Origin of the sequence: Fusibacter sp. A1 (assembly GCF_004125825.1) — a bacterium.
Taxonomy (GTDB): domain Bacteria; phylum Bacillota; class Clostridia; order Peptostreptococcales; family Acidaminobacteraceae; genus QQWI01.
In genome coordinates, this window is record NZ_QQWI01000002.1 from 76,128 (window position 1) to 100,450 (window position 24,323).

At 45.2% G+C, this 24,323-nt stretch carries 23 protein-coding genes; 19 read left to right on the forward strand and 4 right to left on the reverse strand.

The features are described from left to right. Positions 1-111 precede the first annotated feature (111 nt). From DWB64_RS02340 to DWB64_RS02415, 16 genes are all read left to right on the forward strand, one after another. Entirely contained in the window at positions 112-2,070 is a 1,959-nt protein-coding gene (locus tag DWB64_RS02340) for a sensor histidine kinase (protein WP_129486579.1), read from the forward strand. After that, entirely contained in the window at positions 2,045-2,599 is a 555-nt protein-coding gene (gene rsmD / locus DWB64_RS02345) for a 16S rRNA (guanine(966)-N(2))-methyltransferase RsmD (RefSeq protein WP_129486580.1), read from the forward strand. The genes DWB64_RS02340 and rsmD overlap by 26 nt, the downstream gene beginning before the upstream one ends. After that, positions 2,599-3,075, forward strand: coding sequence for a pantetheine-phosphate adenylyltransferase (coaD, locus tag DWB64_RS02350; RefSeq protein ID WP_129486581.1), 477 nt, complete (start codon positions 2,599-2,601; stop codon positions 3,073-3,075). Before rsmD ends, coaD begins: the two co-directional genes overlap by 1 nt. A gap of 5 nt (positions 3,076-3,080) precedes the next feature. Next, positions 3,081-3,575, forward strand: coding sequence for an ATPase (locus DWB64_RS02355; protein WP_129486582.1), 495 nt, complete (start codon positions 3,081-3,083; stop codon positions 3,573-3,575). Between the two features lie 101 nt (positions 3,576-3,676). Next, positions 3,677-4,873 (forward strand): nucleotidyltransferase, encoded by a 1,197-nt coding sequence (locus tag DWB64_RS02360; protein ID WP_129486583.1) that lies wholly within the window; start codon positions 3,677-3,679, stop codon positions 4,871-4,873. 152 nt (positions 4,874-5,025) lie between these two features. Further along, positions 5,026-6,222, forward strand: a complete 1,197-nt coding sequence (locus DWB64_RS02365) for an acetate/propionate family kinase (protein ID WP_129486584.1) — start codon at positions 5,026-5,028, stop codon at positions 6,220-6,222. Positions 6,223-6,338: 116 nt separating this feature from the next. Then, complete coding sequence (locus DWB64_RS02370; protein WP_129486585.1) at positions 6,339-6,830, forward strand: DUF177 domain-containing protein; 492 nt, start codon at positions 6,339-6,341, stop codon at positions 6,828-6,830. Between the two features lie 18 nt (positions 6,831-6,848). Next, positions 6,849-7,028, forward strand: coding sequence for a 50S ribosomal protein L32 (gene rpmF, locus DWB64_RS02375; RefSeq protein WP_129486586.1), 180 nt, complete (start codon positions 6,849-6,851; stop codon positions 7,026-7,028). Positions 7,029-7,497: 469 nt separating this feature from the next. Then, positions 7,498-8,061 (forward strand): transcription factor FapR, encoded by a 564-nt coding sequence (gene fapR, locus DWB64_RS02380; protein ID WP_129486587.1) that lies wholly within the window; start codon positions 7,498-7,500, stop codon positions 8,059-8,061. Between the two features lie 4 nt (positions 8,062-8,065). Then, positions 8,066-9,052, forward strand: coding sequence for a phosphate acyltransferase PlsX (gene plsX / locus DWB64_RS02385; protein ID WP_129486588.1), 987 nt, complete (start codon positions 8,066-8,068; stop codon positions 9,050-9,052). Positions 9,053-9,061: 9 nt separating this feature from the next. Further along, the gene (locus DWB64_RS02390; protein ID WP_129486589.1) at positions 9,062-10,042 is read left to right on the forward strand and encodes a beta-ketoacyl-ACP synthase III; all 981 of its coding nucleotides are present in this window, start codon (positions 9,062-9,064) and stop codon (positions 10,040-10,042) included. 8 nt (positions 10,043-10,050) lie between these two features. Next, a complete protein-coding gene (fabD, locus tag DWB64_RS02395; protein WP_129486590.1) occupies positions 10,051-10,992 on the forward strand; it encodes an ACP S-malonyltransferase in 942 nt (313 codons plus the stop codon). A 4-nt stretch (positions 10,993-10,996) separates the two neighbouring features. Continuing rightward, positions 10,997-11,740, forward strand: a complete 744-nt coding sequence (gene fabG, locus DWB64_RS02400; protein WP_129486591.1) for a 3-oxoacyl-[acyl-carrier-protein] reductase — start codon at positions 10,997-10,999, stop codon at positions 11,738-11,740. A 58-nt stretch (positions 11,741-11,798) separates the two neighbouring features. Continuing rightward, positions 11,799-12,029, forward strand: a complete 231-nt coding sequence (acpP, locus tag DWB64_RS02405) for an acyl carrier protein (RefSeq protein ID WP_207713426.1) — start codon at positions 11,799-11,801, stop codon at positions 12,027-12,029. Between the two features lie 10 nt (positions 12,030-12,039). Continuing rightward, on the forward strand, positions 12,040-13,275 hold the full coding sequence (gene fabF, locus DWB64_RS02410; RefSeq protein WP_129486592.1) for a beta-ketoacyl-ACP synthase II: 1,236 nt from the start codon (positions 12,040-12,042) through the stop codon (positions 13,273-13,275). A 91-nt stretch (positions 13,276-13,366) separates the two neighbouring features. After that, positions 13,367-15,058 carry a GGDEF domain-containing phosphodiesterase gene (locus DWB64_RS02415; protein ID WP_129486593.1) on the forward strand — a complete coding sequence of 564 codons (1,692 nt, stop codon included), beginning with the start codon at positions 13,367-13,369 and terminating at the stop codon, positions 15,056-15,058. A 170-nt stretch (positions 15,059-15,228) separates the two neighbouring features. Here DWB64_RS02415 and DWB64_RS02420 read toward each other — a convergent pair whose 3' ends face one another. The 4 genes from DWB64_RS02420 to DWB64_RS02435 are packed head-to-tail and all read right to left on the reverse strand — an operon-like array spanning position 15,229 to position 18,688. Beyond that, on the reverse strand, positions 15,229-16,398 hold the full coding sequence (locus DWB64_RS02420) for an AMP-binding protein (RefSeq protein WP_129486594.1): 1,170 nt from the start codon (positions 16,396-16,398) through the stop codon (positions 15,229-15,231). After that, positions 16,395-17,546 (reverse strand): thiolase family protein, encoded by a 1,152-nt coding sequence (locus DWB64_RS02425; protein ID WP_129486595.1) that lies wholly within the window; start codon positions 17,544-17,546, stop codon positions 16,395-16,397. Before DWB64_RS02425 ends, DWB64_RS02420 begins: the two co-directional genes overlap by 4 nt. 55 nt (positions 17,547-17,601) lie before the next feature. Continuing rightward, positions 17,602-18,150 (reverse strand): biotin transporter BioY, encoded by a 549-nt coding sequence (locus tag DWB64_RS02430; protein WP_129486596.1) that lies wholly within the window; start codon positions 18,148-18,150, stop codon positions 17,602-17,604. 1 nt (position 18,151) lies between these two features. Beyond that, positions 18,152-18,688 (reverse strand): hypothetical protein, encoded by a 537-nt coding sequence (locus DWB64_RS02435; RefSeq protein ID WP_129486597.1) that lies wholly within the window; start codon positions 18,686-18,688, stop codon positions 18,152-18,154. 161 nt (positions 18,689-18,849) lie between these two features. Here DWB64_RS02435 and rnc point away from each other — a divergent pair, with 161 nt between their 5' ends. The 3 genes from rnc to smc are packed head-to-tail and all read left to right on the forward strand — an operon-like array spanning position 18,850 to position 24,196. Then, complete coding sequence (gene rnc / locus DWB64_RS02440; protein ID WP_129486598.1) at positions 18,850-19,554, forward strand: ribonuclease III; 705 nt, start codon at positions 18,850-18,852, stop codon at positions 19,552-19,554. Then, on the forward strand, positions 19,551-20,603 hold the full coding sequence (locus DWB64_RS02445; protein ID WP_129486599.1) for an elongator complex protein 3: 1,053 nt from the start codon (positions 19,551-19,553) through the stop codon (positions 20,601-20,603). The genes rnc and DWB64_RS02445 overlap by 4 nt, the downstream gene beginning before the upstream one ends. A 38-nt stretch (positions 20,604-20,641) precedes the next feature. Further along, positions 20,642-24,196, forward strand: coding sequence for a chromosome segregation protein SMC (smc, locus tag DWB64_RS02450; protein ID WP_129486600.1), 3,555 nt, complete (start codon positions 20,642-20,644; stop codon positions 24,194-24,196). Positions 24,197-24,323 lie beyond the last annotated feature (127 nt).

Genomic DNA, 24,323 nt, shown 5'->3' on the forward strand with positions numbered 1-24,323 from the left:
GTGTGGATTTGGAGTTTTGATTACAGAGGGTTGTCTTGGGTATTTACAGTCATGTACACGGTTTATGTTAATCGTGTCTATTGCTGTTGAAAGAATAATAAGGAAAAATGTATGAAAAATAAAAAGCTCTCTACAGGACTTTACATTAAATTCATATTATCGGTGATCCTGCCAGTGACTATTCTAAGTTTCGTGGCGATTTCCTATGCGCTCGATTATCTGACCGATTTGACACTTGCAAGAAATGCGCAGATTCTTGATATGTTGGTCTCTCGCATAGACAATACATTCTATACACCCATAAACGAGCTGAGCAATCTACGAAACCACATGCTAAGAGTCGGTTATGACCAAAGGGAAGAGGCTATCGACCTGATGGCTGTCAACGCCAAGACGGACGAGTACTTTTCTTTGTATGCTGTCACGGACGCAGACGGTTTGGTGGTCGCTGTTTATCCTGAGAACGATAGGATGACCGGCATTGACTATAGTGGAAAGAGCAATGTAAAAAGAATCATGGATGGAGAATATATCGCATGGTCGTCGCCATCTACAGATGCCCAGACGGGTGCGAATGTCATTGAACTGTCCATTCCACTTAATGAAGGCTACGTGCTGACAGGTGTCGTCGACCTGAGGGTCATTCAGGTACTTGTAGAGGATATCACCTATAAGGGTGAGGTTATCGTGGGAGTCACAGACGACACCGGTAAATATATCGCCCACACCGACTACAGCATGGTCATGAACGAAATGACCGATCCGCTGATTCTGTCCGCTGAAGAAGAGGACGTGCAAACCGTGATGCTAAACGGCGAGAAGTTTGTACCGCTTAAAAAGTCGATCGGAAGGGAAGGGTGGCAGGTGGTCGCCTATCAGAACAAGAATGCGATTCATACAGAACTGATTCAACTTGTCTTTTGGATGGGCGTCATTGCGGTGCTTTCGATTGTTTTTGTAAGTGTCATCGCATCGAAAAGCATCAACCATATCATGGTCAATGTCAATGTGCTCAAGAACTATGTAAAGAGAGTGGGTAGCGGAGATTATCAGTCAGAGACGCTGACTTCTCCTTTTGAAGAGTTTCAGACGATGATCGCCAGTTTTGAAAACATGGTTTTAGAAGTCAAAAAACGCGAAAAGGATATTTTAGATAAGCAAAACCAGATAACGACGATGAACGAAGAACTTGAAGTCAGAGTGGAAGACCGCACCAACAAGCTCATTAAGGCGAACCTATACCTTGAAAAGACGCTTGAGGACCTAAAAGAGACCCAGTCGCATCTGATCGAATCCGAAAAGATGGCGTCCCTTGGAAATCTTGTGGCGGGAATCGCCCATGAGATCAACACTCCGATCGGCGTAGGTCTGACAGCTGCCTCCTATCTTCAAAAGGAGACGGAAGAAGTCAATATCGCTTTTGCCAGGGGTGAACTGACAAAGGGGCTCTTCGAGGAATACCTGGGAACTTGTGAAGAGAGTGTGCGTATCATCATGGCCAATGTCGAAAGAGCGTCCAATCTTGTGAAATCCTTTAAGATGGTGGCGGTAGATCAGTCAAGCGGCGACGAAAGGATCTTCAATCTCAAAGAGTATATCGAAGATACGATCAAATCCCTTAAGCCTAAACTTAAAAAGAAAGATGTGGACATTGAGCTGGATATAGACAATGATATAAACATGATCACAAATCCAGGAGACATCTCCCAGTTGACGACTAATTTTATCGTGAATGCGCTCACCCATGCTTTCGGTGAAAGAAAAGGCGTGCTCAAGATCAGCGGGAAACTCACCACCCATGGCATCCAACTGGTATTCAAAGACGATGGAGTCGGAATGCCAAGCCATGTGAAGGAGTTTGTCTTCGAACCCTTCTTCACTACAAAAAGAGGACAGGGCGGTAGTGGTTTAGGACTGAATATCGTGTATAATATCATTACACAGAAATTTAGAGGAACAATCAGATGTGAAAGCGAAGTCAATGTGGGGACAACCTTTATTATCGACTTGCCGCTTTCAGACAAAGTACTTGTGAGGAGTCAAAATGCGCGTCATATCGGGGAAAGCTAGGGGAACACACCTTAGAACCATAGAAGGAATGAGTACACGGCCGACAACGGACCGGGTGAAAGAAGCCTTGTTCAGCAGTATACAGTTTGAAGTTTTAGATGCCAATTGCCTGGACGCTTTCGCAGGATCCGGTGCCCTTGGTATAGAAGCGCTCAGTAGAGGCGCTGAACTTGCGGTCTTCATCGACCAGTCGCCAGAGTGCGTCAAGGTGATCAATCAGAACCTTGTGAAGACGAGTCTTATTGATAAGGCCAAGGTGATCAAAGGAGACGTATTCGATGTCGTTTCAAGACTCAAAGGCACGGTAAGCCCGTTTGGTCTTGTGTTTTTAGATCCGCCATACGGTCAAGGACTTTGTGAAAAAATCATTTTAAGGCTAATTCAAGATGACATGCTCATAAAAAACGCTATAATAGTCATAGAGCACGATAATAACGAAATACTTGAAGCGACCATCGGTCCTTTTATTCGTGTAAAATCAAAAAGGTATGGTAGTACGTACCTATCGACATACAGGGAGGCTGATTGATGAAATTGGCGGTTTATCCAGGAAGTTTCGATCCGCTTACAAACGGACATTTAGATTTGATAAAAAGGGCAGCACTTCTGTTTGACCATGTGATTGTCGCGATTTCAATCAATAGCAGTAAAAAACCTATGTTTGAACTCGACGAGAGAAAAAAGATGATCGAAGAAGTGGTTTCAGAATTTGACAATGTCACTGTGGATACGGTAGGGGGACTTATCGTAGACTACATCTCAGAAAGAGAGAATGCCGTCCTGATAAAGGGGCTGCGCGCGCTGTCTGATTTTGAAATGGAGTTCCAAATGGCGCTTATGAACCGCAAATTAAAACCGGAAGTAGAAACATTATTTTTGATGACTAGTATGGATTATGCTGCGGTCAGTTCTTCAATTGTTAAGGAAATCAATCGATTTGGCGGAGACATCTCTGAGCTCGTACCGCCACTCATCGCTGAGGCTATGGTTAAAAGGAGAGGTTAATAGATATGAAAGTTCTTGAATTATTGGAGCAGTTAGAAGATTTGATTGAAAACTCGTCAGGCGTTCCCTTGTTCGGTAAGGCGCTGATAGACCGTGAGGAAGTGCTGGCGATCTTAAAAGACGTCAGGCTTGTGATGCCGGATGAAGTGAAACAGGCGAAATGGATCAAGGACGAACGCGGCAAGATACTGAATGACGCTCAACAAGAGTCGGAGCGTATTTTACGCAGCGCTCAAAGCGAAGCGAATGTGATTGTGGCAGAAGCTCAGGACAGAGTGGAAAAACTCGTTCAAAAAGACGAAATCGTCAAGATCGCGCGCGTCAAAGGGCAAGAAATCATCGATACTGCCAAAATGCAAAGCGTTGAGATAAAAACAGGTGCCTATCGATACGCGGATGATGTGATGGGGCAACTGGAGATTAATCTTGAAAAACACTACGACTCGGTAAAAAGAAACCGTATCGAGCTTGAAAAATATCAGCTTAAGGCTCAGGAATAGTCAGTAAGGAAACCGCATAAGCGGCTTTAATCAGCTAAGCGGTTTTCTCAGTCATCTAGCCAGTCGACAAATGTTGACTGGTTTTTTAGCGGAGGTAGGGAATGAGAATATGTGGTCTTATCACAGAATACAATCCTTTTCACAATGGACACTTGTATCATGCCAGTGAAGCGAAGAGGCAGACAGGGGCGGATGTAGTCGTAGCCGTCATGAGCGGACATTTTCTTCAACGGGGAGAACCGGCGATGATGGACAAGTGGCAGCGTGCGAAAGCGGCGGTGGAAGCTGGTATCGATCTGGTGATAGAATTGCCGGTCTATTACAGTACCGCTAGCGCCGAGATGTTCGCCTACGGTGCTGTGGCGCTGCTTGACAGACTTGGAGCGGATGTGATCTGCTTCGGAAGTGAAAGTGGTGACATAAGTTCTTTGATGGAGGTCGCGGCGGTGATCGATCGACCGAGCGATGTCTTTGACCAAGTGGTCAGAAAACACCTTGATGAGGGACTCGGTTATCACGTGGCAAGAGCGAAAGCGGTGGATGAGGTGCTGGGCGTGCATTACGCTTTCAGTGCGAACAACATCTTGGGTATCGAATACATCAGGGCGGTTAAACGACTTGAAAGTGCCATGGAGATAACAACGATTAGGCGTATCGGCAATGACTATAACGATAAGGATATCAAGTCGCCTATCGCATCTGCGACGGCTATAAGAGAACTGTTCAAGTTTAGACCCGTTGACTGGGAGACCTTAAGGACGACCGTGCCGCAAACCACCTTTGATGCCATTTACGACTACTCAAAATACACGACACTTGATGACTTTCACACGATTTTCAATGCGGTGGTCTTAAGGGAGGGTCCGTCAGGACTCAGAAAATACCGTGATGTGAAAGAAGGACTTGAAAATAAGATTGTTTCTTCGATCGGAGAGGTCGGCGGACTGGAAGCGACGATTGAAGCGATCAAGTCCAAAAGGTACACGCGTACCCGTATCCAACGTATGATCACATCGATCTTACTGGGGATTGAAGCGTTTGAAGACCCTTATACGCTTGAATGGCTCGATTATGCCAGAGTGCTTGCCTTCAACGAGCAAGGGAGCGAGCTGATCAGACACATCAAGAAGACAAAAGAGATCACGATTCTCACGAATCTGGCGCGTGATTTAAAAAAATATCGCAAGAACAACCCATTAATTGAGTTAGATATCAGGGCGACGGGTATGTATTCACAAGTAAATCATTCTATAAATATGAGAAGTGATTATGTAATGAGGCCGATTAAAGTGGAATGAATGAATATTGTATACACCATACAAAATTTTCAAATGTTAAGATTCTGAAAAACCCTTGCAAATCCACACAAAACCTTGTATTTTTTTGTGATTGAATTATAATGAATATGTGAGAAATTTGTGCGGTACAACTTTTATCTGGGGGGACATCCATGAACATTTTAGTGATTAACTGCGGTTCTTCATCTTTGAAGTACCAACTTATCAACATGAATGATGAATCAGTATTGGCCAATGGTTTAGTAGAGCGTATTGGTTTAGAGGGTTCAAGACTTAAGCACCAAGCTTTTGATAATGAAAAAGTTACAATCGAAGTTCCAATGAATGACCATAAGGAAGCGCTTAACAACGTACTTGCTGCTATTGTTAACCCTGAATATGGATCAATCAAAGAGTTGAATGAAATTAACGCTGTAGGTCACAGAGTTGTTCACGCAGGTGAAAAATACTCGGCTTCTGTAATCATCGATAAAGATGTTATCGCTGCCCTTGAAGAGTGTATCGAACTTGCGCCACTTCACAACCCACCAAACCTGATGGGTATCGAAGCGATGCAAGAACTTCTTCCAGGCGTACCTATGGTCGGTGTGTTCGACACAGCCTTCCATCAGACAATGCCAGAAGTAGAGTACATCTACCCGCTACCATACGAAATGTATCAGAAATACGGCGTACGTCGTTACGGCTTCCACGGAACATCTCACAGATATGTTTCTCAAAGAGCTGCTGACATCTTAGGCAAAGACATCAAAGATCTTCGTTTGATCGTTTGTCATCTTGGAAATGGTGCTTCACTATGTGCGATCGACGGTGGTAAATCAGTTGTCACATCGATGGGCTTCACACCTCTTGAAGGTCTTGTGATGGGAACTCGTTGCGGAGATATCGACCCAGCGATCGTTACTTACCTGATGGAAAAAGAGAATCTTGATGTTCAAGGAATCAACGATGTATTGAATAAGCAATCTGGCGTATTCGGCATTTCTGGAATCAGCTCTGACTTTAGAGATATCGAGAATGCTGCATTCGACGGCGACAAACGTGCACAACTTGCCCTTGATTCTTTCGACGGCAGAGTAAGAAAATATATCGCTGCCTATGCGACAGTTATGGGTGGTGTTGACGCAGTGATCTTCACAGCAGGCTTAGGTGAGAACTCTGCGATGAACCGCGCAAGCATTTGTGATAAACTTCAGTTCATGGGTATCGAAGTCGATGCTGAAAAGAACAATGTTCGCGGCAAAGAGGCGATCATCAGTAAGGATAACGCTACTGTGAAAGTTATGGTAGTACCTACTAATGAAGAGCTTATGATCGCAAGAGATACTTTGGAACTTGTTAGTAAATAACGACAAGTGTCAGCTCGCTTAAAAGCGAGCTGATTTTCTTAAAAACTTTCACCACACATTATTGACAAATATACAACGTCTATGTATAATAAGAATGTTGTATTTTGAGGTGGATTATGCAACTAGATTTATTTGATTTGAAGCAAAATCGGAAGAAAGAGATTTCTTTCGAAGAAACACTTACATTCGCAAAAGATATGCTTATCGGTCATAATGTAGATAGCGTAGAGCCGTTTGCTGTTGCCGGTAAAGTGTGTTTTCTAGATAACAAGCTTTATATTCATTTTCACTATGAAGGTATGGTACACTTCGTATGTGACAGATGCTTGTCGGTCTTTGCCTATGCGCTCAAAAATGAGGTAAGCAGAGAACTGTCGGAGTTAGATGAATTTGATGTGGACTGGCTTGTTATTCGAGATGGGAAAATAGATTTAACTGAGGCGCTAACGGATGATATTCTTATCAATTTACCGATTCAGTTGTTGTGCTCCGAAAATTGTGAGGGCTTATGTCCTACATGCGGAGCGAATCTAAACGTTGAATCATGTGAGTGCGATAATGAAACGATTGATCCAAGATTAGAAGGTCTCAAGAACTTCTTTAACTAACTCTGAGGAGGTGGAAACATGGCAGTACCAAAGCGTAAGACATCCAAGGCAAGAAGAGACAAAAGAAGAGCGTCTAACATCAGAATGACAGCTCCTCAAGTAATCAAATGTCCTCAATGCCACGAACCTAACATGCCGCACAGAGTATGTGCAGCTTGCGGTCATTACAAAGGCAAAGAAGTAATTGCTGTTGACTAATTAGTAATCAAAACCGTTTCTTATTTTAGATAAGAAGCGGTTTTTTTTATTTTTTGCAAAGAGAAGATTTTAGTTTCGTTAGGAGGGAAGAGGAGTGTACCTCGTGCTGCGCACTCGGGTTTTACTTCGCTTGCGCTCAGGCTGTCTGTGGCTGCGCCACGCTTTAACCGTTATAGCGTGGCGCAGCCACAGACAGCCGAGTTTGCAGAGCAAACGAATACAGCCTGAGCACGCAGTGCGAAGTATAACCCGAGCCACGCGAGGTACTCCCCTCAAAAAACTCCCCCTAATCCTTCCTTAATCCGCGATTGCTCTTTCAAAGCGTTGAAAAAACTTGTATACTAACAGTAGTACCTGCTCATAACTCCTACGGTTAGGAGAATAGTATAAGAGTCATTGACATTTTTAAAAATGATGCTATACTAATTACTAGTAGCAGGTACTAATAAATAAGGATAGAGGTGGTCTCTTGTCAAAACGGAAATTTAAAAAACAAGAGAGGCATCAAGCACTTAACGATTTATTAGATGCCGATCCGTTTTTAACAGATGAAGAATTATGTGAAAAGTTCAATGTGAGCATTCAGACGATACGTCTTGACAGGCTTGAATTGAATATTCCGGAACTAAGAACTAGAGTTAAATCGGTAGCTACTAAACAGTATGATAAATTGCAGTCGATTTCTAAAGCTGAGATCGTTGGGGATCTGATAGACCTTCAACCGAATGTCAGCGGGATCTCCTTTTTAGAAGCAGACGCGGGCATGGTGTTTAAGAAGACTAAGATCGTAAAAGGGCATTATATCTTTGCGATGGCGGAATCCTTGGCACTTGCGGTTATTGATGCTAAAGTGGCGCTGACTGGTGTTGCTAATGTCAAATATCAAGAACCTGTATATGCCGGCGATAAACTTGTTGCAAAAGCTGTAGTAAAGAGCATGCAGGGAAATGAATACTACGTTCATTTACGCATTATGGTAAAAGACCAGGAAGTGTTCAGATCCAAGTTTAAAATGACTGCGATGGAAGGATGATCAGATGAGAATAGCAATTGATGCAATGGGTGGTGACCACGCTCCTAAAGCGGTCATCGATGGAGCTGTACTTGCTCTAAAAGAAACGGATGCTACAATCGTACTTTATGGCGACGGTTCAATGATTGAAAAATGTCTGATTGGATTAAATTATGACAAGTCGCGGATTGAAGTGGTGCATTGTACCGAAGTGATTGAAAATGAAGATAAACCGGTAAAAGCCATCAAAGGTAAGAAAGACTCATCGATGGTAAGAGGTTTTCAAGATGTTAAGGAAGGAACCGTGGATGCGTTCATATCTGCTGGGAACACGGGCGCGTTACTTGCTGGAGGCACACTAAAGATCGGCAGAGTCAAGGGCATAAAACGTCCGGCTCTAACCACCGCTTTTCCTACAGAAAAGGGGATATCGGTCTTAGTGGACGCTGGAGCGAATACAGAATGCGACCCCATCAACCTACAGCAGTTCGCTTTCATGGGGCACCTATATGCTAAAGAGGTTATCGGTATCGACGATCCAATCACTGGACTTGTCAATATCGGTACAGAAGATGAAAAGGGTAATACTCTCTATAAGGAATCATTTAAGCTGTTAAAGGCTACTGAGGGTATCAACTTCATGGGTAATTTAGAAGCCAGAGATATTCCGACAGGCCTTGCAGATGTCATCGTTTGTGACGGATTCACTGGAAATGTTGTGTTAAAGCTAACTGAAGGCGTTGCCAAATCGTTCTCTAAAGCCATAAAAGAAGCGGTCATGATGTCGACGCTTTCAAAAATCGGAGGTCTTCTGATCAAAAAGGGGATGGACCGTTTTAAAGCCAAGATGGATTATGCCGAATATGGTGGAGCGCCGCTTCTCGGACTGAAAAGACCGATTGTGAAGGCGCACGGCAGTTCGAACGCTAAAGCGTTTATGAACGCGATCAAGTATGCGGAACGTTATGCTAAACATGACATCATTACTAAAATGGAGGCCTTTCTCGATTAGGAGGCTAATGTGAAACGAGCAGCAATTTTAGGAACGGGTAGATATCTACCAGAAAAAGTTGTTACGAACTTTGACTTAGAAAAAAGAGTGGATACCAACAACGAGTGGATTGTGACTCGTACAGGTATAGAAGAAAGAAGAGTTGCCGCAGAGGACGAAGCTACTTCGGACATGTCTGCTAAAGCAGCGATGAAAGCGATTGAGAAAGCTGGACTTACTCCACTTGATATCGATATGATCATCGTTGCGACAGTGACGCCGGATATGGCATTCCCATCCACTGCTTGTCTTGTACAGGATTTGATAGGAGCAAAGAACGCTGCGGCATTTGATGTCGAAGCCGCTTGCTCAGGTTTCTTATACGGACTCAGTATGGCAACGGCCTTTATCAGTTCTGAAATGTATAAAAACATCCTAGTCGTGGGAGCTGAGACAATGTCAAGCATCATCGACCCTAACGACAGAAACACGGTCATCCTATTCGGTGACGGTGCGGGGGCTGCGGTTGTCGGTCAAGCGACTGGCGATGAGGGAATCCTTTCGACAGTGCTTGGCGCAGACGGTGAAGGTGGAAAGTACCTGACCCTGCCGGCTGGTGGCTCAAGAAAGCCTGCCTCTCATGAGACAGTGGACAACAAGGAACATTATGTTCACATGGCGGGAAGCGATGTTTTCAAATTCGCCGTTCGGATCATGGGTAACGCTTCTGTGGAAGCTGTTGAAAAAGCAGGTCTTTCGATTGAGGATGTAGATGTTCTCGTTCCTCATCAAGCCAACATAAGAATTATTTCTGCGGCTGCCAAAAGGTTGAAACTTCCGATGGATAAGGTGAAGGTCAACCTAAACAAATATGGTAATATTTCTGCGGCATCGATTCCGATAGCGCTTGATGAAGCGATTGAAGAGGGCATGGTAAAGAAAGGTGACAACGTCGTGTTGACAGGCTTTGGTGGCGGATTGACATGGGGTTCCACCGTGATAAGATTCTAGGAGGCATTATGTCTAAAATAGCATTGGTTTTTCCAGGACAAGGTGCACAGTACGTCGGGATGGGACAGGAACTGTCTGAACGTTATCCCGAAGCGAAAAAGATATTTGACCTAGCGACTTCAGTGATCGGCTATGACATGTCTGAGATGTGCTTCAGCGGTCCTGAAGAAGCGCTTAAAATAACTGAAAACACACAGCCTACGATCTTAACAGCTTCTGTGGCAACCTATGAAGTGTTAAAAAAAGCAGGAGTAAAGGCGGATGTTTTCGCAGGTCTCAGTTTAGGTGAATATTCGGCGCTTGTAGCTGCCGGAGCGCTTAAGTTTGAAGACGCCGTTCGCATTGTGAAGATGCGCGGAAAGTACATGCAAGAAGAAGTGCCCCTAGGAATAGGCGGAATGGCTGCGATACTTGGTCTTGACGACGAAGCTGTGGAAGAGGCGTGTAAGCGTTCCTCATCTGTTGGCATTGTCGAACCAGCTAACTACAACTGCCCAAAGCAGCTTGTCATAGCAGGAGAGATCACAGCAGTCGAAAAAGCGGTCGAGGAAGCTAAGGCATTGGGTGCCAAAAAAGCAGTGATGCTGCCTGTATCAGCCCCTTTCCATACCTCAATGCTTAAAGGTGCGGGTGTAAAACTTGGCACAGAGCTCGATAAGTACGAATGCGGTAACTTCGAAGTTCCTGTCGTTGCGAACGTAGATGCGCAGTATTACAAGGGAACGGAAGAAGTGAAACATAAGCTTGTAGACCAGGTGAGCAATCCTGTCATGTGGGCGAAAAGCGTGGAACAGATGGTGGCTGACGGAGTAACAACGTTTATTGAAGTTGGTCCAGGAAACGCCTTATCCAAGTTCATCAAGAAAATCAACAAAGAAGTTAGGATCTTAAATGTTCAAGACGTTGCAAGTCTCGAAAAGACCATCGCAGCTCTAGACGGTAAGGAGTAAATGTATGAACTTAACAGGTAAGAATGCCATCATCACTGGTGGCTCACGTGGTATCGGTCGTGCAATCGCTCTTAAACTCGCATCGCTCGGTGCGAATGTCGTTGTCAACTACACTTCATCTGACGTTGCTGCCCTAGAAGTAGTCAAAGAAGCTGAAGAGTTAGGTGTAAAGGCACTTGCCATCAAAGCGGACGTATCTATCGGCAGCGATGTCGAAGCGCTTGTAAGTCAAGTAAAAAAGGAATTTGGATCCATCGATATCCTAATCAACAATGCCGGTATCACACGTGATGGCCTCTTGATCAGAATGAAAGAGGACGATTGGGACAAAGTGCTTGATATCAACTTAAAAGGAGTCTTCAACGCCACTAAACATGTGGGCAAGATCATGTTGAAGCAAAAAACCGGTAAAATTGTGAACATCACATCGGTGGTCGGCATCATGGGGAATGCAGGTCAAGCGAACTACGCCGCGTCAAAGGCGGGTGTGATCGGATTCACAAAATCGGTGGCTAAGGAATTTGCATCGAGAGGGATCAATATCAATGCGATCGCTCCAGGTTTTATCCGTTCGGATATGACAGATACACTTTCTGATGAAGTCAAAGAGAATTACTTTAGAAACATTCCAATGGGTGCTTTAGGTGAAACTGAGGACGTAGCAAATGCAGTTGCATTCTTATGTTCGGATTTGGCAAAATACATTACGGGTCAGACATTAAATGTTGACGGTGGCCTGGTAATGTAGTTTAATAGATTTGTCGATTAGGCAAACAACAATTTATAAGAAAAAAAGGAGAATTAACATGGTATTTGATAAAGTAAAAGCAATCATCATCGATCAATTAGGTTTGGACGCAGACGTAGTAATTGAACCAGCTACATCACTTATGGGTGATCTTGAGGCTGATTCACTTGACGCAGTTGAAATCATCATGGCTTTGGAAGATGAGTTCGATATCGAAATTCCAGACGAAGACGCCGAGAAATTCAAAAACATCGGTGATATAGCAAAGTACATCGAAGCAAATCAATAGGAGGCTTTTCATGAAAAGAGTAGTAATCACAGGCATAGGTGTTGTAAGTCCAATCGGTACTGGTAAAGATGCTTACTGGCAGGCACTAAAAGAAGGCAAGAATGGCGTAGGTCCAATCACTGCATTTGATGCTACTGATTTTGCTACTCAGTTCGCCGCAGAAGTCAAAGACTTTGATCCTACCGACTATCTGGACAAGAAAGAAGCGAAGCGAATGGATAGATTCACTCAGTTCGCTGTCGCAGCTGCCCAGTTGGCTGTGAAGGACTCATTGTTAAACCTCGATACGATCGACCATGAACGTTTCGGCGTTGTCATGGGAAGTGGTATCGGCGGTATCAACACATTGGAACAAGAACATGCCAAACAGCTGGATAAGGGTGGAATGCGTGTCAGTCCGTTCTTAATCCCTATGATGATTACCAACATGGCGTCTGGCCAATTATCGATGCAATTTGGGGCAAAAGGTCCAAATTACACGGTAATTACCGCTTGTGCTTCCGGCACAAACGCGATCGGAGACGCTTTTAAGGTAATTCAACGTGGTGATGCTGATATCATGCTCACAGGCGGCACGGAAGCGTCGATCACCCCACTTGGATTCGGTGGTTTCTGTGTTATGAAAGCTATGTCAAGAAGAAACGAGGATCCGTCCACAGGCTCTAGACCTTTTGATCTGGACCGTGACGGGTTCGTAATGGGAGAAGGCTCAGGAGTGCTTGTAATAGAGACACTTGAGCATGCTCAGGCACGTGGCGCTAAAATTTATGCAGAGATACTCGGGTACGGTATGAGTTCGGATGCCTACCATATCACAACACCGGCTCCAGGCGGAGAAGGTGCTGCGCGTTCGATGAAAAACGCAATCAAGGACGCGGGTTTGACACCTGAACAAATCGATTATGTGAACGCACATGGTACATCGACACCCTATAACGATAAATTTGAAACGATGGCTATCAAATCGGTATTTGGCGACCATGCTTACGATCTAGTCGTGAATTCGACTAAATCGATGACAGGCCATTTACTTGGAGCATCAGGTGCTGTTGAGGCGATAGCTGCAATTTTGGCGATCGAAGAAGGGTTTGTTCACCCGACGATCAACTATACGACTCCTGATCCTGAACTCGATTTAAACTATGTGCCTAATGTAGGAATTCATAAGGAAGTCAACTACTTCCTATCCAATTCTTTAGGTTTTGGTGGACATAACGCTACAATTTGTATCGGTAAGTTCAAATAAAGAAAGAGTCGAGTATTGACCAGAGAGTCGATACTCGGCTTTTATTTTATTATGTGGTATACTGATATCAGAAATTGTGGGGGTAAATGTAATGGAGAATGCAATCAATGAATTGTTCTCTGATGAGCTGAAGCACCTGTTGGGCTTGTCGAGTATCGGACTTTGTGTCATTTTACAGGGTGATGTCATCACCTTTTTCAATAGCGAATTCTATGAGAAATTTGATATAAATACGGAAAGAGCCTGTCTGTCCGATTGGATCAACTTGATTGACCCAAGTGAGCAGGAAAGCATAAGACAGAAATTACAAGAACAGTTTATAACCGGTCAACCCCTTGTAGAGTCAAAATATCGGGTGAAAACAAAAAACGGCGACTACATCTGGATTTTGACCACTTCTGTCGCCAAGTACGGCGAAGACGGTCAAGTGGTAGGTTTTTTAAGCGCTCATAACGATATTACCGATAAACAGACCTATGAGGACCATATTCACAATTTGGCATATACGGACGTTTTGACAGGACTCTCCAATCTAAGGATGCTGGAGTTTCAGATAAACGATCCTTTTAAATATCTAGAAAGACCCCATCTTCTGATGTTCGGAATCGATGGGTTCGGACAGTTTTATGACGCGTATGGAAGACGGGCTGCCGAGAGGCTGCAGTTTGAGTTTTCTGTGCTGCTTTCGGAGTATGAGATCAAAGGAACCAAACTGTATCATGTGGACAGGGACGAGTTTGTAGTGCTGATCGACTCGACCATCGATTTTGATGTCGAGGACTACTTCAGGGATATCGCCAATGATTACCAAAGGCTTCTGTTTGGTGGTCGACAGCTGCAATCACTAAAGCTTATCGGAGCGCTTATTCCAGCGATCTACCATGATGCCAAGGTCGATCTGACCCTGAATATGGCAAGACTTACCATCAGAAGCATCATCGATAAGGAAATCGTCGATTTTGTCGTTTATGACGAATCGATGGCCGCGCACTTAAGAAAAAGGGAAATCATCGAAAAGGGTCTGCTACAAGCGATCGAAGATGATGAGATACATGTCTATTTCCAGCCGATCCTAAGGTCGGATGGTATTGTCGTACGCGCTGTCGAAGCGCTTGTAAGATGGGACAATCCTGAGATAGGACTTATCGGACCGGACGATTTTATCGGTGCTGCCGAGTTGTCCGGTGAAATACTGGCGCTTGGACGATATGTGGTTGAACAGTCGTGCAAGATGCTTGTCGAAGTCGAAAAAAAATTGAACCGCTGCATCAACGTATCAGTCAATGCGTCCGTCGTGGAACTGATGCAAGAAGGTTTTGCCAACAACGTGCAAAATGTAGTGAACCGATATGGATTAGGCTTGGATCGTATAGCGATCGAAGTTACAGAATCGATGGGGCTTAACGAAGGCTCCAAGGCCGATAGGGAAATCAGAGAACTTAGAAAATTGGGTATAAAAGTGGCCCTTGACGACTTTGGAACGGGTTACTCATCCTTTGACAGTCTGATGAAACATCCCTACACGACGCTCAAGCTCGACCGTCTCTTTATGGAGCGTCTGGCTACGAATCTCGTATATAGCGACATGATCGGTTCGATCACCAAGCTATGCCATCACCACCAGATATCTGTTGTCGCAGAAGGAATTGAAACAATCGAAATGGTGAAGCTTGCCCAGGGGATGTCTGTAGATTACCTGCAGGGGTATTATTTTTCAAGACCGCTCACAAAACCCCAACTGCTTGATTACCTTGAAGAACAAATTAAAAAAGAGCCTTTTTAGGCTCTTTCAGACTGTTGACAAAGCCCAATTTCTGCGTCATTTCAAAAAAGCAGCACGCTTATGTATGTCTATATACACTGCGCCCGCTGCTTTTTCTCATTCCTTGAACTTGAACTTTGTCAACAGTCTGCGATTTTGTTGACTTTGTCAACAACCTCAAAAGAGCCTTTTTATGCTCTTTTTTTAATGGTGGTGTTCCAGTCGCATTTTCCTGCGCTTGTGAGGACTACACTTTTATAGTAGGTGATGTGGCTAGGTTTGTGGATGCGGTGGATCGATTGTAAAACCGATTCGTTAAGCTTTTCGTCGGAGTGGATATGGATCGAGTAGTGTTCCTTCTTATCTGAGGTGTGAAGTCTAAGGCAGTATCCTTTCACGGATGGCTGCTCCTGTAGGAGTTCACGAACCGGTGTCAGGTCGATCTTTCTTCCGTAGTGGTTGAGCTGTTCGTCCGATCTCCCCTTGAAGTAGAGCAGTCCATCGATTAAGTCTCCTTTATCGAATACGGTTCCCTGGTCCTTATAGCCTACTGCGGCATACTCCGAAGTGACGATGATGTCCTTTTTATTGGAAATGCCGATCTTGACGCCGTCAAAGGGTTGTCCGAGTAGTGTAGAGTGATGAAGGATTTCATCATAGGCCGCAAAGGAGACCTGACCGAGTTCGGAAGCCCCATAGTAGTGGTAGGCTACAAGATTCGGATGCCTTATCACAAACCGTATCGTCTGACTTTGGAGTCTTTCGCCTACGGTGATGATTTTTTTTATGGAAACTAAATTGTGTTCTGTTCTGAATAGCAAGTCGAGTCTTGTGGGTACGGTAAAGAGGGTGTCGATATCATAGGTCTGAATCGCCCTTGTCTGCGTAGCCGTATGGGTGCTTTGACATAAGTAGACCTTTTGGTGAAGCCAAATCGAAAGCAAACTATGGTATAGGTTTGCGGAATACACCATGGGACCAGGTATGAAGACCGATTTAGTGCTTGAAAGTCCAAAAGCGTCGCGGTGCGCAGAAAAGCTGCGGATCCAGCTTTCAAGGGTCCTTGCGACAAACTTAGGTCTACCTGACGATCCTGAGGAGCGCATAAAAAAATCAATCCTCTCAGGAGCGAGCTCAGTGAGCAACTTGTCGATCTGAGGTTTTAGTTCCTCAGGGTTTTCATTTGGATAAAGCACCACGAAGACTTGATTGTCATGGATGCATTCGATGATGCTGAGTAGGACTGTTTCAGGATGGCCGTGCGGTATGGCCGTCCAGTTTTCGTATCGTATGATGCCTGTATAATCCCTGCTTGGGGTATCCACTGAGCGGATGAGTTGCCTGTAGTCTTTAAAAATCATGAGAGAACCTCTATCATGCACGATATTCCTTGTCCGCCGGCCACGCCGAGTGCGGCGATACCAAAACGGCCCCCTGCTTGTGATAGGTTTTCAATCAGATGACCCAGTATGATGGCTCCAGACGCCGCATAGGGATGTCCGTAGGCAAGTGCTCCACCGCCTGTGTTGATCTTGCTAAGAGGATAGCCTGTCGCATGGTGGAAGGCGAGAATCTTGGCTGAAAAAGCCTCGTTTATTTCGATCATGTCAATGCTGTCATAGCCCATAGTAAACGCCTCGAGCAGCTTCTGTACTGCGTGGATCGGACCGAGCGGCGAAAGGTTCGGATCGCATCCTATGCTAGAAAAGCCCATGATCCTTGCAATCGGTTTGAGTCCGTATCGAAGCTGTACTGTTTCGTCGCCGATCAAGAGGCCGGCGGCTCCGTCGTGCATCAGGCAAGCATTGCCTGCGGTTATCCTACTATCGGGCTCGAGCAGGGGCTTGGCCCTCGATAGCAGCCTGCTTGTAATGGAAGGGCGTATGCTGTCATCCGATGTGAGCGTCTTGTCGCCTACCTGGATTGGAACGATCAGAGGGGTGAAGATTCCCTTGCTTTGAGCCTCGATCGCCTTTAAATGGCTTGAAAGCGCGTAGTCATCCATCATTTTCCTGCTCAAATCATATTTAAGCGCCGTATTTTGAGCGCCTGTGAGCATGTCCACATCACCCAGGCATTCTGGGGCGAACTGGGCTCTAGTCAGACGGTGGGGGTGCTTCACTTTTCGTGGGTCATTGTCGTGGTATTCTCTTGAGGGTTCAAGCGAGGTCGATTCAGTACCGCCTGCTATGACCATCGTGTGAGCGGAGCAAGCGATTTGGTAGTAGGCGTATTCGACCGCCTTAAGTCCGCCCCCGCACTGAAAGTCGATGCTGGTCGCACTCGTGGTTATGGGAAGCCCAGCTTCGAGCCAGCTGAGTCTTGCGATATTACCCATGGGACCAACCGCATTTGCGATAATCACATCGTCAACGGCGGTCGGTTCGACGCCGTTCAATAATTCTAAAAGCACCTTCGACATTAAGGTCTCCGGAAGAAAGGTCTTGAGTGATCCGTTCTTCTTGCCGATCGGTGTGCGCTTGGCTTTATAGATGAACACTGGTTTCATTGATTTCTCCTTCGCTAAGTAAAAAAGCCACCCTAGGTGACTTTAAAAAGTTGAATTAAAAGGAAGGCAAGTATTGCTTCGCGTGTTTGTGTAGAGGGATCGCGATTGCCACGGCAGCGACGATCTTGATTGTATCTCCGATAAGGAAAGGAACTACTCCTGCGGTGAATGCAGCAGGCAAAGTCATTCCGGTCGTTACCATCAGGCCCATCAGACCGAATGCGTAGATGACGACAAAGCTACCGAAGGCGCTTATCATAGTAAAGCGCGCGATGTTTGGAGTTTTGCCTCTGAACATTGCGATAAACCAAGCGCAGACGATGAATCCGATGATATAACCGCCAGAAGGTCCCATGAGCACACCGAAACCGGCTCGACCGCCAGAAAACACAGGCAATCCGATAACGCCCATCATAACCCACAAACCGATGCTCGAGCCAGCCGCGCGAGGTGTAAGGAGCAGGCCGGCCAAAATGATGGCGAGGGTTTGTCCGCTTACCGGCACAGGACTAAAAGGAAGAGGTATGCTGAAGTAGCCAAGGGCTGCGGTGAGTGATGCGAAAAGTGCGATCATAGTAAGTTCTTGTAATTTTAAGTTTCTCATGTCATTCTCCTTGATTGTACGAAATGGTAGCGATGATGGTTTCGTCCGCTTCAATGGTCAACGTCTCTTCGTCGTAGACATAGTTGAAGCCTGTTCCTGCAAGTAAAGGTTGTCTGAACCTGATCGACAGCCGCCCTTTATCGGTTGGAACATGGTTTAGGTAGTGTTCCAAGATCATCAGACCTGGAACCACAGGAAAATCATTCCGATGGATAGGGTTGCTGTCATTGACTCTTGTCAAAAAATCATTGATCTGGTCGATTTCGATCGAAAAAGTTCCGCCATGGCCAAAGTGCATCCTTCCCTTTGGAAGGTCTTTTGTGACGATGAATTTGGCTTTGATGTGGAGCGAAGATGTTTCAGATAAGGACCCGGTTACGGTGAACAGCATCAATGAATCTCTGGCCTGGATGCCCAGTTTGCTTTCTGAGTACTTACGATGATCAAAGTCACACTCTATTTCTGTGATGATAGCCGCTTTGGGTATCGATTCGAAAGTGTGCAACCAGCTATAGATGGAATCAATAAGATTTTTCAATTTAATCACCTCGGAATAATCATAAAATGAAAGTTGTGTTTTGTCAACCTGTAATTAAACATAGGTTGACGAAAGTGGTGATGGGCATCTGAACTTGCACTTCACTCCCACAACAAGTATAATTAATGTGGACTTTTTTACCTAAGAGCACTGGAGGAATCATGAATAGGAATTATAACGAACTGGAAAAAAAGATAAAATATCAGTTTAGAGACTACTCGCTTCTGGAAGAGGCGTTGACTCATAGCTCGCATGCGAATGAGAAAAGCAATACCGGTGGCAACACCAATCTGAACCACAATGAAAGACTGGAATTTTTAGGCGACTCCGTACTCAGTATCGTGATCAGTGATTTTCTTTTTATGAAGTATCCTGACTTTCCTGAGGGCGACTTGACCAAACTGAGAGCTAAAATCGTATGTGAACCCACACTCGCCGAGAGCGCGAATGAAATCAGCCTGGGACAATACATGTATTTTGGCAAAGGTGAGGCGCAGACGGGTGGCAGAGAAAGACCTTCGATTCTTGCGGATGCTTTTGAAGCGCTTATCGCATCGATCTATCTTGACGGCGGACTAAGCGAAGCTCGACGGTTCATCCTTGAAACCATGCATGACAAAATTGAGGACTCGATCCATGGACGCATATTCCTTGACTACAAGACGGCCCTACAAGAGCGTGTACAAGCATCTTCACAGCTTCCGATCACTTATGAGATCATCAATGAAGAAGGACCTGACCATCAAAAGGTATTCTCGGCTTGTGTACTTATCGGATCTGTCAACACGGGAATCGGTAAAGGTAAAAGCAAAAAGGAAGCGGAGCAGCTTGCCGCTAAGATGGCACTGAAGGCGTTAAGCAAATGAGAAGGCGGACACTTCCTTTTTTTGTGACACATCAAGGGTGTCCTCATCAGTGCGTATTTTGTAATCAACGTGTCATCAATAATGAATCCGCGAAGGAAATCGAAGAGTTTGATGCGTTTATTGCAAAGTTTGCAGGAGAAGGAACGACTGAAGATTGCGAAATAGACCTAGCCTTTTTTGGTGGAAGCTTCACAGGACTTGAAAGAGAACTGATGAAAAGCTACCTGAAAAAAGGGGAGGAGCTTCTTAAGGCAGGACGTATCCATTCCATGAAATGTTCCACTAGACCCGACTGCATCGACGAGGAGATTCTTGAGCTTTTAAAGGCGTACGGGATGAATACGATCGAGCTCGGTGTCCAGTCCATGAGCGATACGGTCCTTTCCCTGTCTGAACGAGGACTTAGTGAAGCGGACATCGTACGAGCCTCAGAACTGATTAAGGAAAAAGGATTCGTGCTAGGACATCAGATCATGATCGGTCTGCCTGGTGACACCTTTGAGACATTTAAGGAAACAGTAAGGAAATCGATCGAACTGAAACCGGATGTCACAAGGATCTATCCGACACAAGTACTCAAAGGAACAGAACTTGCGAAGCTATATGAAAATGGGGACTATGTCCCGCTAACAATAGAAAAAACGATCGAACAGGCCAAATGGGCGTTGCAGCATTATTACAAAGCAGGTGTGAAAGTGATAAAAGTCGGTTTACATGCGAATGATGATTTGATGGATCCTGATGTTAGGCTTGCGGGCCCTTACCATCCAGCGTTTAGGGAATGGGTGGAGAGCCTGATGGTTCAGGAAATACTAGCTAAGGTGCTTACGGGGATAAAACCGTCAGAAACAGCGCTTGAAATTAGGGTCCACCCAAAATGGGTTTCAAGAGTGTCCGGACTAAGCCAGTTGAACAAACTTTGGTTGGAAGAAAACTACAGAAGGCCGATGAGGATCATTCAAGATACCACCATGTCGAGTGAGGATATCATCATCTCCTCTGAAAGGATTGCCCATGTGGCGTCTATGTTAATCGTAGATAAACAGTAAGTAAACGGAGCGGCTGCTCTTCATAATGAGGTGAAGTATTGTTTTTAAAAAAGATAGAACTGAAGGGGTTTAAGTCTTTTGCTGATAGGACAGTTATCGATTTTAGCGAAGGAATAACTTGCATAGTCGGTCCAAACGGTAGCGGTAAGAGTAATGTTACCGATGCTTTCAGATGGGTTTTAGGCGAGCAACGCTTTAAAACGCTTAGAGGATCACAGATGCAGGATGTCATTTTTAATGGGACAGGAAGAAGAAAAGCGCTTGGTTTTGCAGAAGTCGCGATCACATTTGACAATGAAACCGGCTTTTTACCTGTGGACTACAATGAAGTGACGGTCGTGCGTAGATTGTACAGATCGGGAGAAAGCGATTACGCCATAAACAACAATAAGTGCAGGCTCAAAGATGTGAAGCACATCTTCATGGATACCGGCGTGGGTGTCGAAGGATACTCTATCATCGGACAAGGACGTATCGACAGCATCCTTTCAACGAATAAGGATGAGCGACGACTGATCTTCGAAGAAGCCGCCGGAATCGTCAAGTACAGAACGCGAAAAGACGAGGCGGGAAGAAAACTTGCGAGAACACTGCAGAACCTCGCTAGAATCGAAGACATCGTGTCTGAACTTGAACAAAGGGTGGGCCCCCTCAAGCAGCAGTCTGAAAAGGCAAAAAAGTATCAGTTGCTTGCTGAAGAACTTAAGTCGCTTGAGATCAACCTCTTTATCAATGAGATCGACGGCGTGGATGAGAAGCTAAACGCCTTGATTCAGGAACTTCATGACAGGGAGCTTGTGAACAATGATAAAAAGACCCAGCTAGAGAGCCTATTGGACGCCCAGGTGGAGTTCGATAACCAGATGGTTCAAAAGCAGGATGAATATAGAGGTCTGCTCGACAATCAGCAGTCACAGCAGAGACGAGCGATGAAACTTGAAAGCGATCTTGCTATTTTAAAAGAGCGACGCGTCCTTATCGAGTCCAATCTCGAGAAGTTGTTGAACTCCCAGGAGGAATTCGGTGAAAAAAGCGATGAACTCAAGCGGATCTGTGAAAATTATCAGCACACGGCTTCGCAAAAAAATGAGGAGTGCGTCAAGCAGCAACGTGAAAGGGACTTAGAACAGGAAACGGTCGATCTTTTGATTGAAAAACGTCTTATTCTGAAACTGCAAAAGGATGACCTGATCGGAAAAAAGGAAGCCTTAAGGGCGTCCATACAGTCGTTGACCATAGACATCAACAGACTTTACGCCAATGAAAACGCTGTGCTTGACAGGCTTAAGGATCTAGATCAGGAAGTCAGTCATTATTCAGAAGCCCAGAGCAGGGCGATCAGCGGTTTGAGCGCCGCCCAGCAAAAGGTGAACGCAGAAGAAGACAAGTACAAGGAACTGATACAGGAACAAAGCGGGTATCAGAGTGAAATAAAAAGCCGTCAGCAAGCCATCTTGCAGGCTGAAGAGGATTTATATAAGCAAAAGACCTCGCTTGCAGAGAAGAAGGCGAAACGTGATTCACTCCTGTCTCAGGAAGAAAAACAGGAGGGCTTCGCCTTTGCAGTCAAGCAAGTGCTCGACTGGTCCAAAGAGGATAGCGACGTGCTGGGTTGTATCAAGGATATCTTCACTGTGGAGAAGAAGTTTGAAACTGCTGTTGAGACGGCCCTCGGTAGAAATCTGCAAAATATCGTCGTCATGCATGAGGATGCGGTGGATGAGTATATCGACAGGCTGAAAAGCGAACGCGCCGGAAGAGCAACCTTTATGCCTTTGGCGCAGCTCGAACCTAGACCGGTACCCGACCTTGAGCAGTATGGTGGGTTTTATGGATGTGCCATGCATCATCTTAAATGCGAGAATACGGTAAGACCGGCGCTTCAGTACATCTTATCCAACGTCTATTTCGCTGACGGTCTGAACGACGCGAAAAAAGTGGCCAGGAGCCTTCCAAAAGGAAGCCGTGTTGTCACACTCGATGGCGAGGTCGTCAATGTCGGCGGCGCCGTGACCGGTGGTTCGCTATCCAAAAAAGAGACGGGATTTTTAAAGCGAAAGCGTGAAATCGTGGAACTCGGACAAGCGATCGAGGCAATCGAAGCGGAGCTGTCCACTACAGAAAAAAATCGCGATAAGGCCCTTTTAACCATCGCGGAAGTTAGAGATGCCTTGGAGAACCTCAACAGGAGTATCGAGGGTCAACGCGAAAGTGTCCTGCTGGCAAACAATCAGCTTGACGGCTACAGGGAAGCGATCGCCAAAGCCGGTCAATCGAAAGATAAGATGAGCGGCGAGCATGAACAGCTTACTGAAAAATCAACAGAGTTAGCACTTGAGATCAAAAGGCTCAAAGCAGAAGCAGAGACTAAGAAGGCAAGTGCTCTGCAGTGCGAGGATGAACTGAAAGCGATAGAAGTAAGCTCTGATGAACTTTCACAGACTATTGAGACTTCGCAGCAAAAGCTTACAGAAATCCGCATTGCCACTGCAAGGCTTGAAGAAGAGGTCATCAGTGCGAGAGGGGCCTATGAAGAGAAGCTCTCTCAACTTGAGATGCTTGAGAAAAGCTATCAGAGACAGCAATCTGAAGAAAACTCCTTAAAAGAGCAGTTAGCCATCATGATCAGAGGCATCGAGGACGGAACCCAAGCTGTCGAAAACGAAAGAAACACGACGCTTTCAAGCGAAGAAGCGCTACAGATCTGTCAATCGAATATTGAGGGACTTAGAATCAGCCTGCAAGGCGTCTCGCTTCAAATCGAGAATCTAAGAAATGTGGTCTCCAGCCAGAATGACGACCTGTTCAAGCTTGAGATTGAAAAAACAAAACTTGAGACGAGAAAAGACAACATCATTCAGAATCTCTGGGACAAATATGAGTTAAGCTATATCCACGCACTTGACCACAAACATGATTTCGATCAAAAGGCATATGCCCAATCAGCCAGAAGACTGAAAAGTGAGATCAAGGAACTGGGTGAAGTCAATTTGACGGCAATCAACGAGTACGACCTGGTCAGCGAAAGATATGAGTTTTTAAGTGAACAGAAAAAAGACTTGAAAGATTCCAGTGATCAGCTCAATAAGCTGATCAGGGAGATGGACAAGCAAATGCGGGCTTCGTTCAAAGATAAGCTCGATGAAATCAACGGATATTTCAAAGAGACGTTCTCTAATCTTTTTGGAGGAGGCTTCGGTGAAATCACTACCGACCAGGAAGAGGATATTCTCGCTGCTGAAATAGTGATCAACGCCCAACCGCCCGGAAAGAAACTGCAGGGACTTGAGTTGATGAGCGGCGGAGAAAAGGCGCTGACTGCGATTGCGCTCTTATTTGCCATTTTGAAGACGAAACCTTCACCGTTTTGTATTCTCGACGAGATCGAAGCGGCTCTTGATGATGTGAACATCTTCAGATTTGCTGAATTCTTAAAAGAATTCGTGAAAAACTCTCAGTTCATAATTATTACACATCGTAAAGGTACAATGGAAATAGCAGAGTCGCTTTATGGCGTCACCATGCAGGAGCAAGGGATTTCTACCATACTATCTGTAAAGTTAGATGACGCGAATTCCAAATTTATTAGCTAACAGACAACCGGTAGGAGGATTTCATGTTTAAGAAGTGGTTTAAGAAGAAAGACGGTTTAGAAGAAGAAAATCAGGTTGTGGAAGAACAGGTTGTCGAAGAACAGCCTTTGGAAGAACAGCCTTTGGA

Coding starts and splice junctions, on each gene's coding strand:
- DWB64_RS02430 (WP_129486596.1), bottom strand. CDS start 18,150: ATGAGAAACTTAAAATTACAAGAACTTACTATGATCGCACTTTTCGCA.
- DWB64_RS02420 (WP_129486594.1), bottom strand. CDS start 16,398: ATGATTTTTAAAGACTACAGGCAACTCATCCGCTCAGTGGATACCCCA.
- rsmD (WP_129486580.1), top strand. CDS start 2,045: ATGCGCGTCATATCGGGGAAAGCTAGGGGAACACACCTTAGAACCATA.
- fabF (WP_129486592.1), top strand. CDS start 12,040: ATGAAAAGAGTAGTAATCACAGGCATAGGTGTTGTAAGTCCAATCGGT.
- DWB64_RS02370 (WP_129486585.1), top strand. CDS start 6,339: ATGCAACTAGATTTATTTGATTTGAAGCAAAATCGGAAGAAAGAGATT.
- DWB64_RS02355 (WP_129486582.1), top strand. CDS start 3,081: ATGAAAGTTCTTGAATTATTGGAGCAGTTAGAAGATTTGATTGAAAAC.
- fabD (WP_129486590.1), top strand. CDS start 10,051: ATGTCTAAAATAGCATTGGTTTTTCCAGGACAAGGTGCACAGTACGTC.
- coaD (WP_129486581.1), top strand. CDS start 2,599: ATGAAATTGGCGGTTTATCCAGGAAGTTTCGATCCGCTTACAAACGGA.
- DWB64_RS02340 (WP_129486579.1), top strand. CDS start 112: ATGAAAAATAAAAAGCTCTCTACAGGACTTTACATTAAATTCATATTA.
- rnc (WP_129486598.1), top strand. CDS start 18,850: ATGAATAGGAATTATAACGAACTGGAAAAAAAGATAAAATATCAGTTT.
- DWB64_RS02365 (WP_129486584.1), top strand. CDS start 5,026: ATGAACATTTTAGTGATTAACTGCGGTTCTTCATCTTTGAAGTACCAA.
- fabG (WP_129486591.1), top strand. CDS start 10,997: ATGAACTTAACAGGTAAGAATGCCATCATCACTGGTGGCTCACGTGGT.
- DWB64_RS02445 (WP_129486599.1), top strand. CDS start 19,551: ATGAGAAGGCGGACACTTCCTTTTTTTGTGACACATCAAGGGTGTCCT.
- DWB64_RS02360 (WP_129486583.1), top strand. CDS start 3,677: ATGAGAATATGTGGTCTTATCACAGAATACAATCCTTTTCACAATGGA.
- DWB64_RS02425 (WP_129486595.1), bottom strand. CDS start 17,546: ATGAAACCAGTGTTCATCTATAAAGCCAAGCGCACACCGATCGGCAAG.
- DWB64_RS02415 (WP_129486593.1), top strand. CDS start 13,367: ATGGAGAATGCAATCAATGAATTGTTCTCTGATGAGCTGAAGCACCTG.
- acpP (WP_207713426.1), top strand. CDS start 11,799: ATGGTATTTGATAAAGTAAAAGCAATCATCATCGATCAATTAGGTTTG.
- plsX (WP_129486588.1), top strand. CDS start 8,066: ATGAGAATAGCAATTGATGCAATGGGTGGTGACCACGCTCCTAAAGCG.
- rpmF (WP_129486586.1), top strand. CDS start 6,849: ATGGCAGTACCAAAGCGTAAGACATCCAAGGCAAGAAGAGACAAAAGA.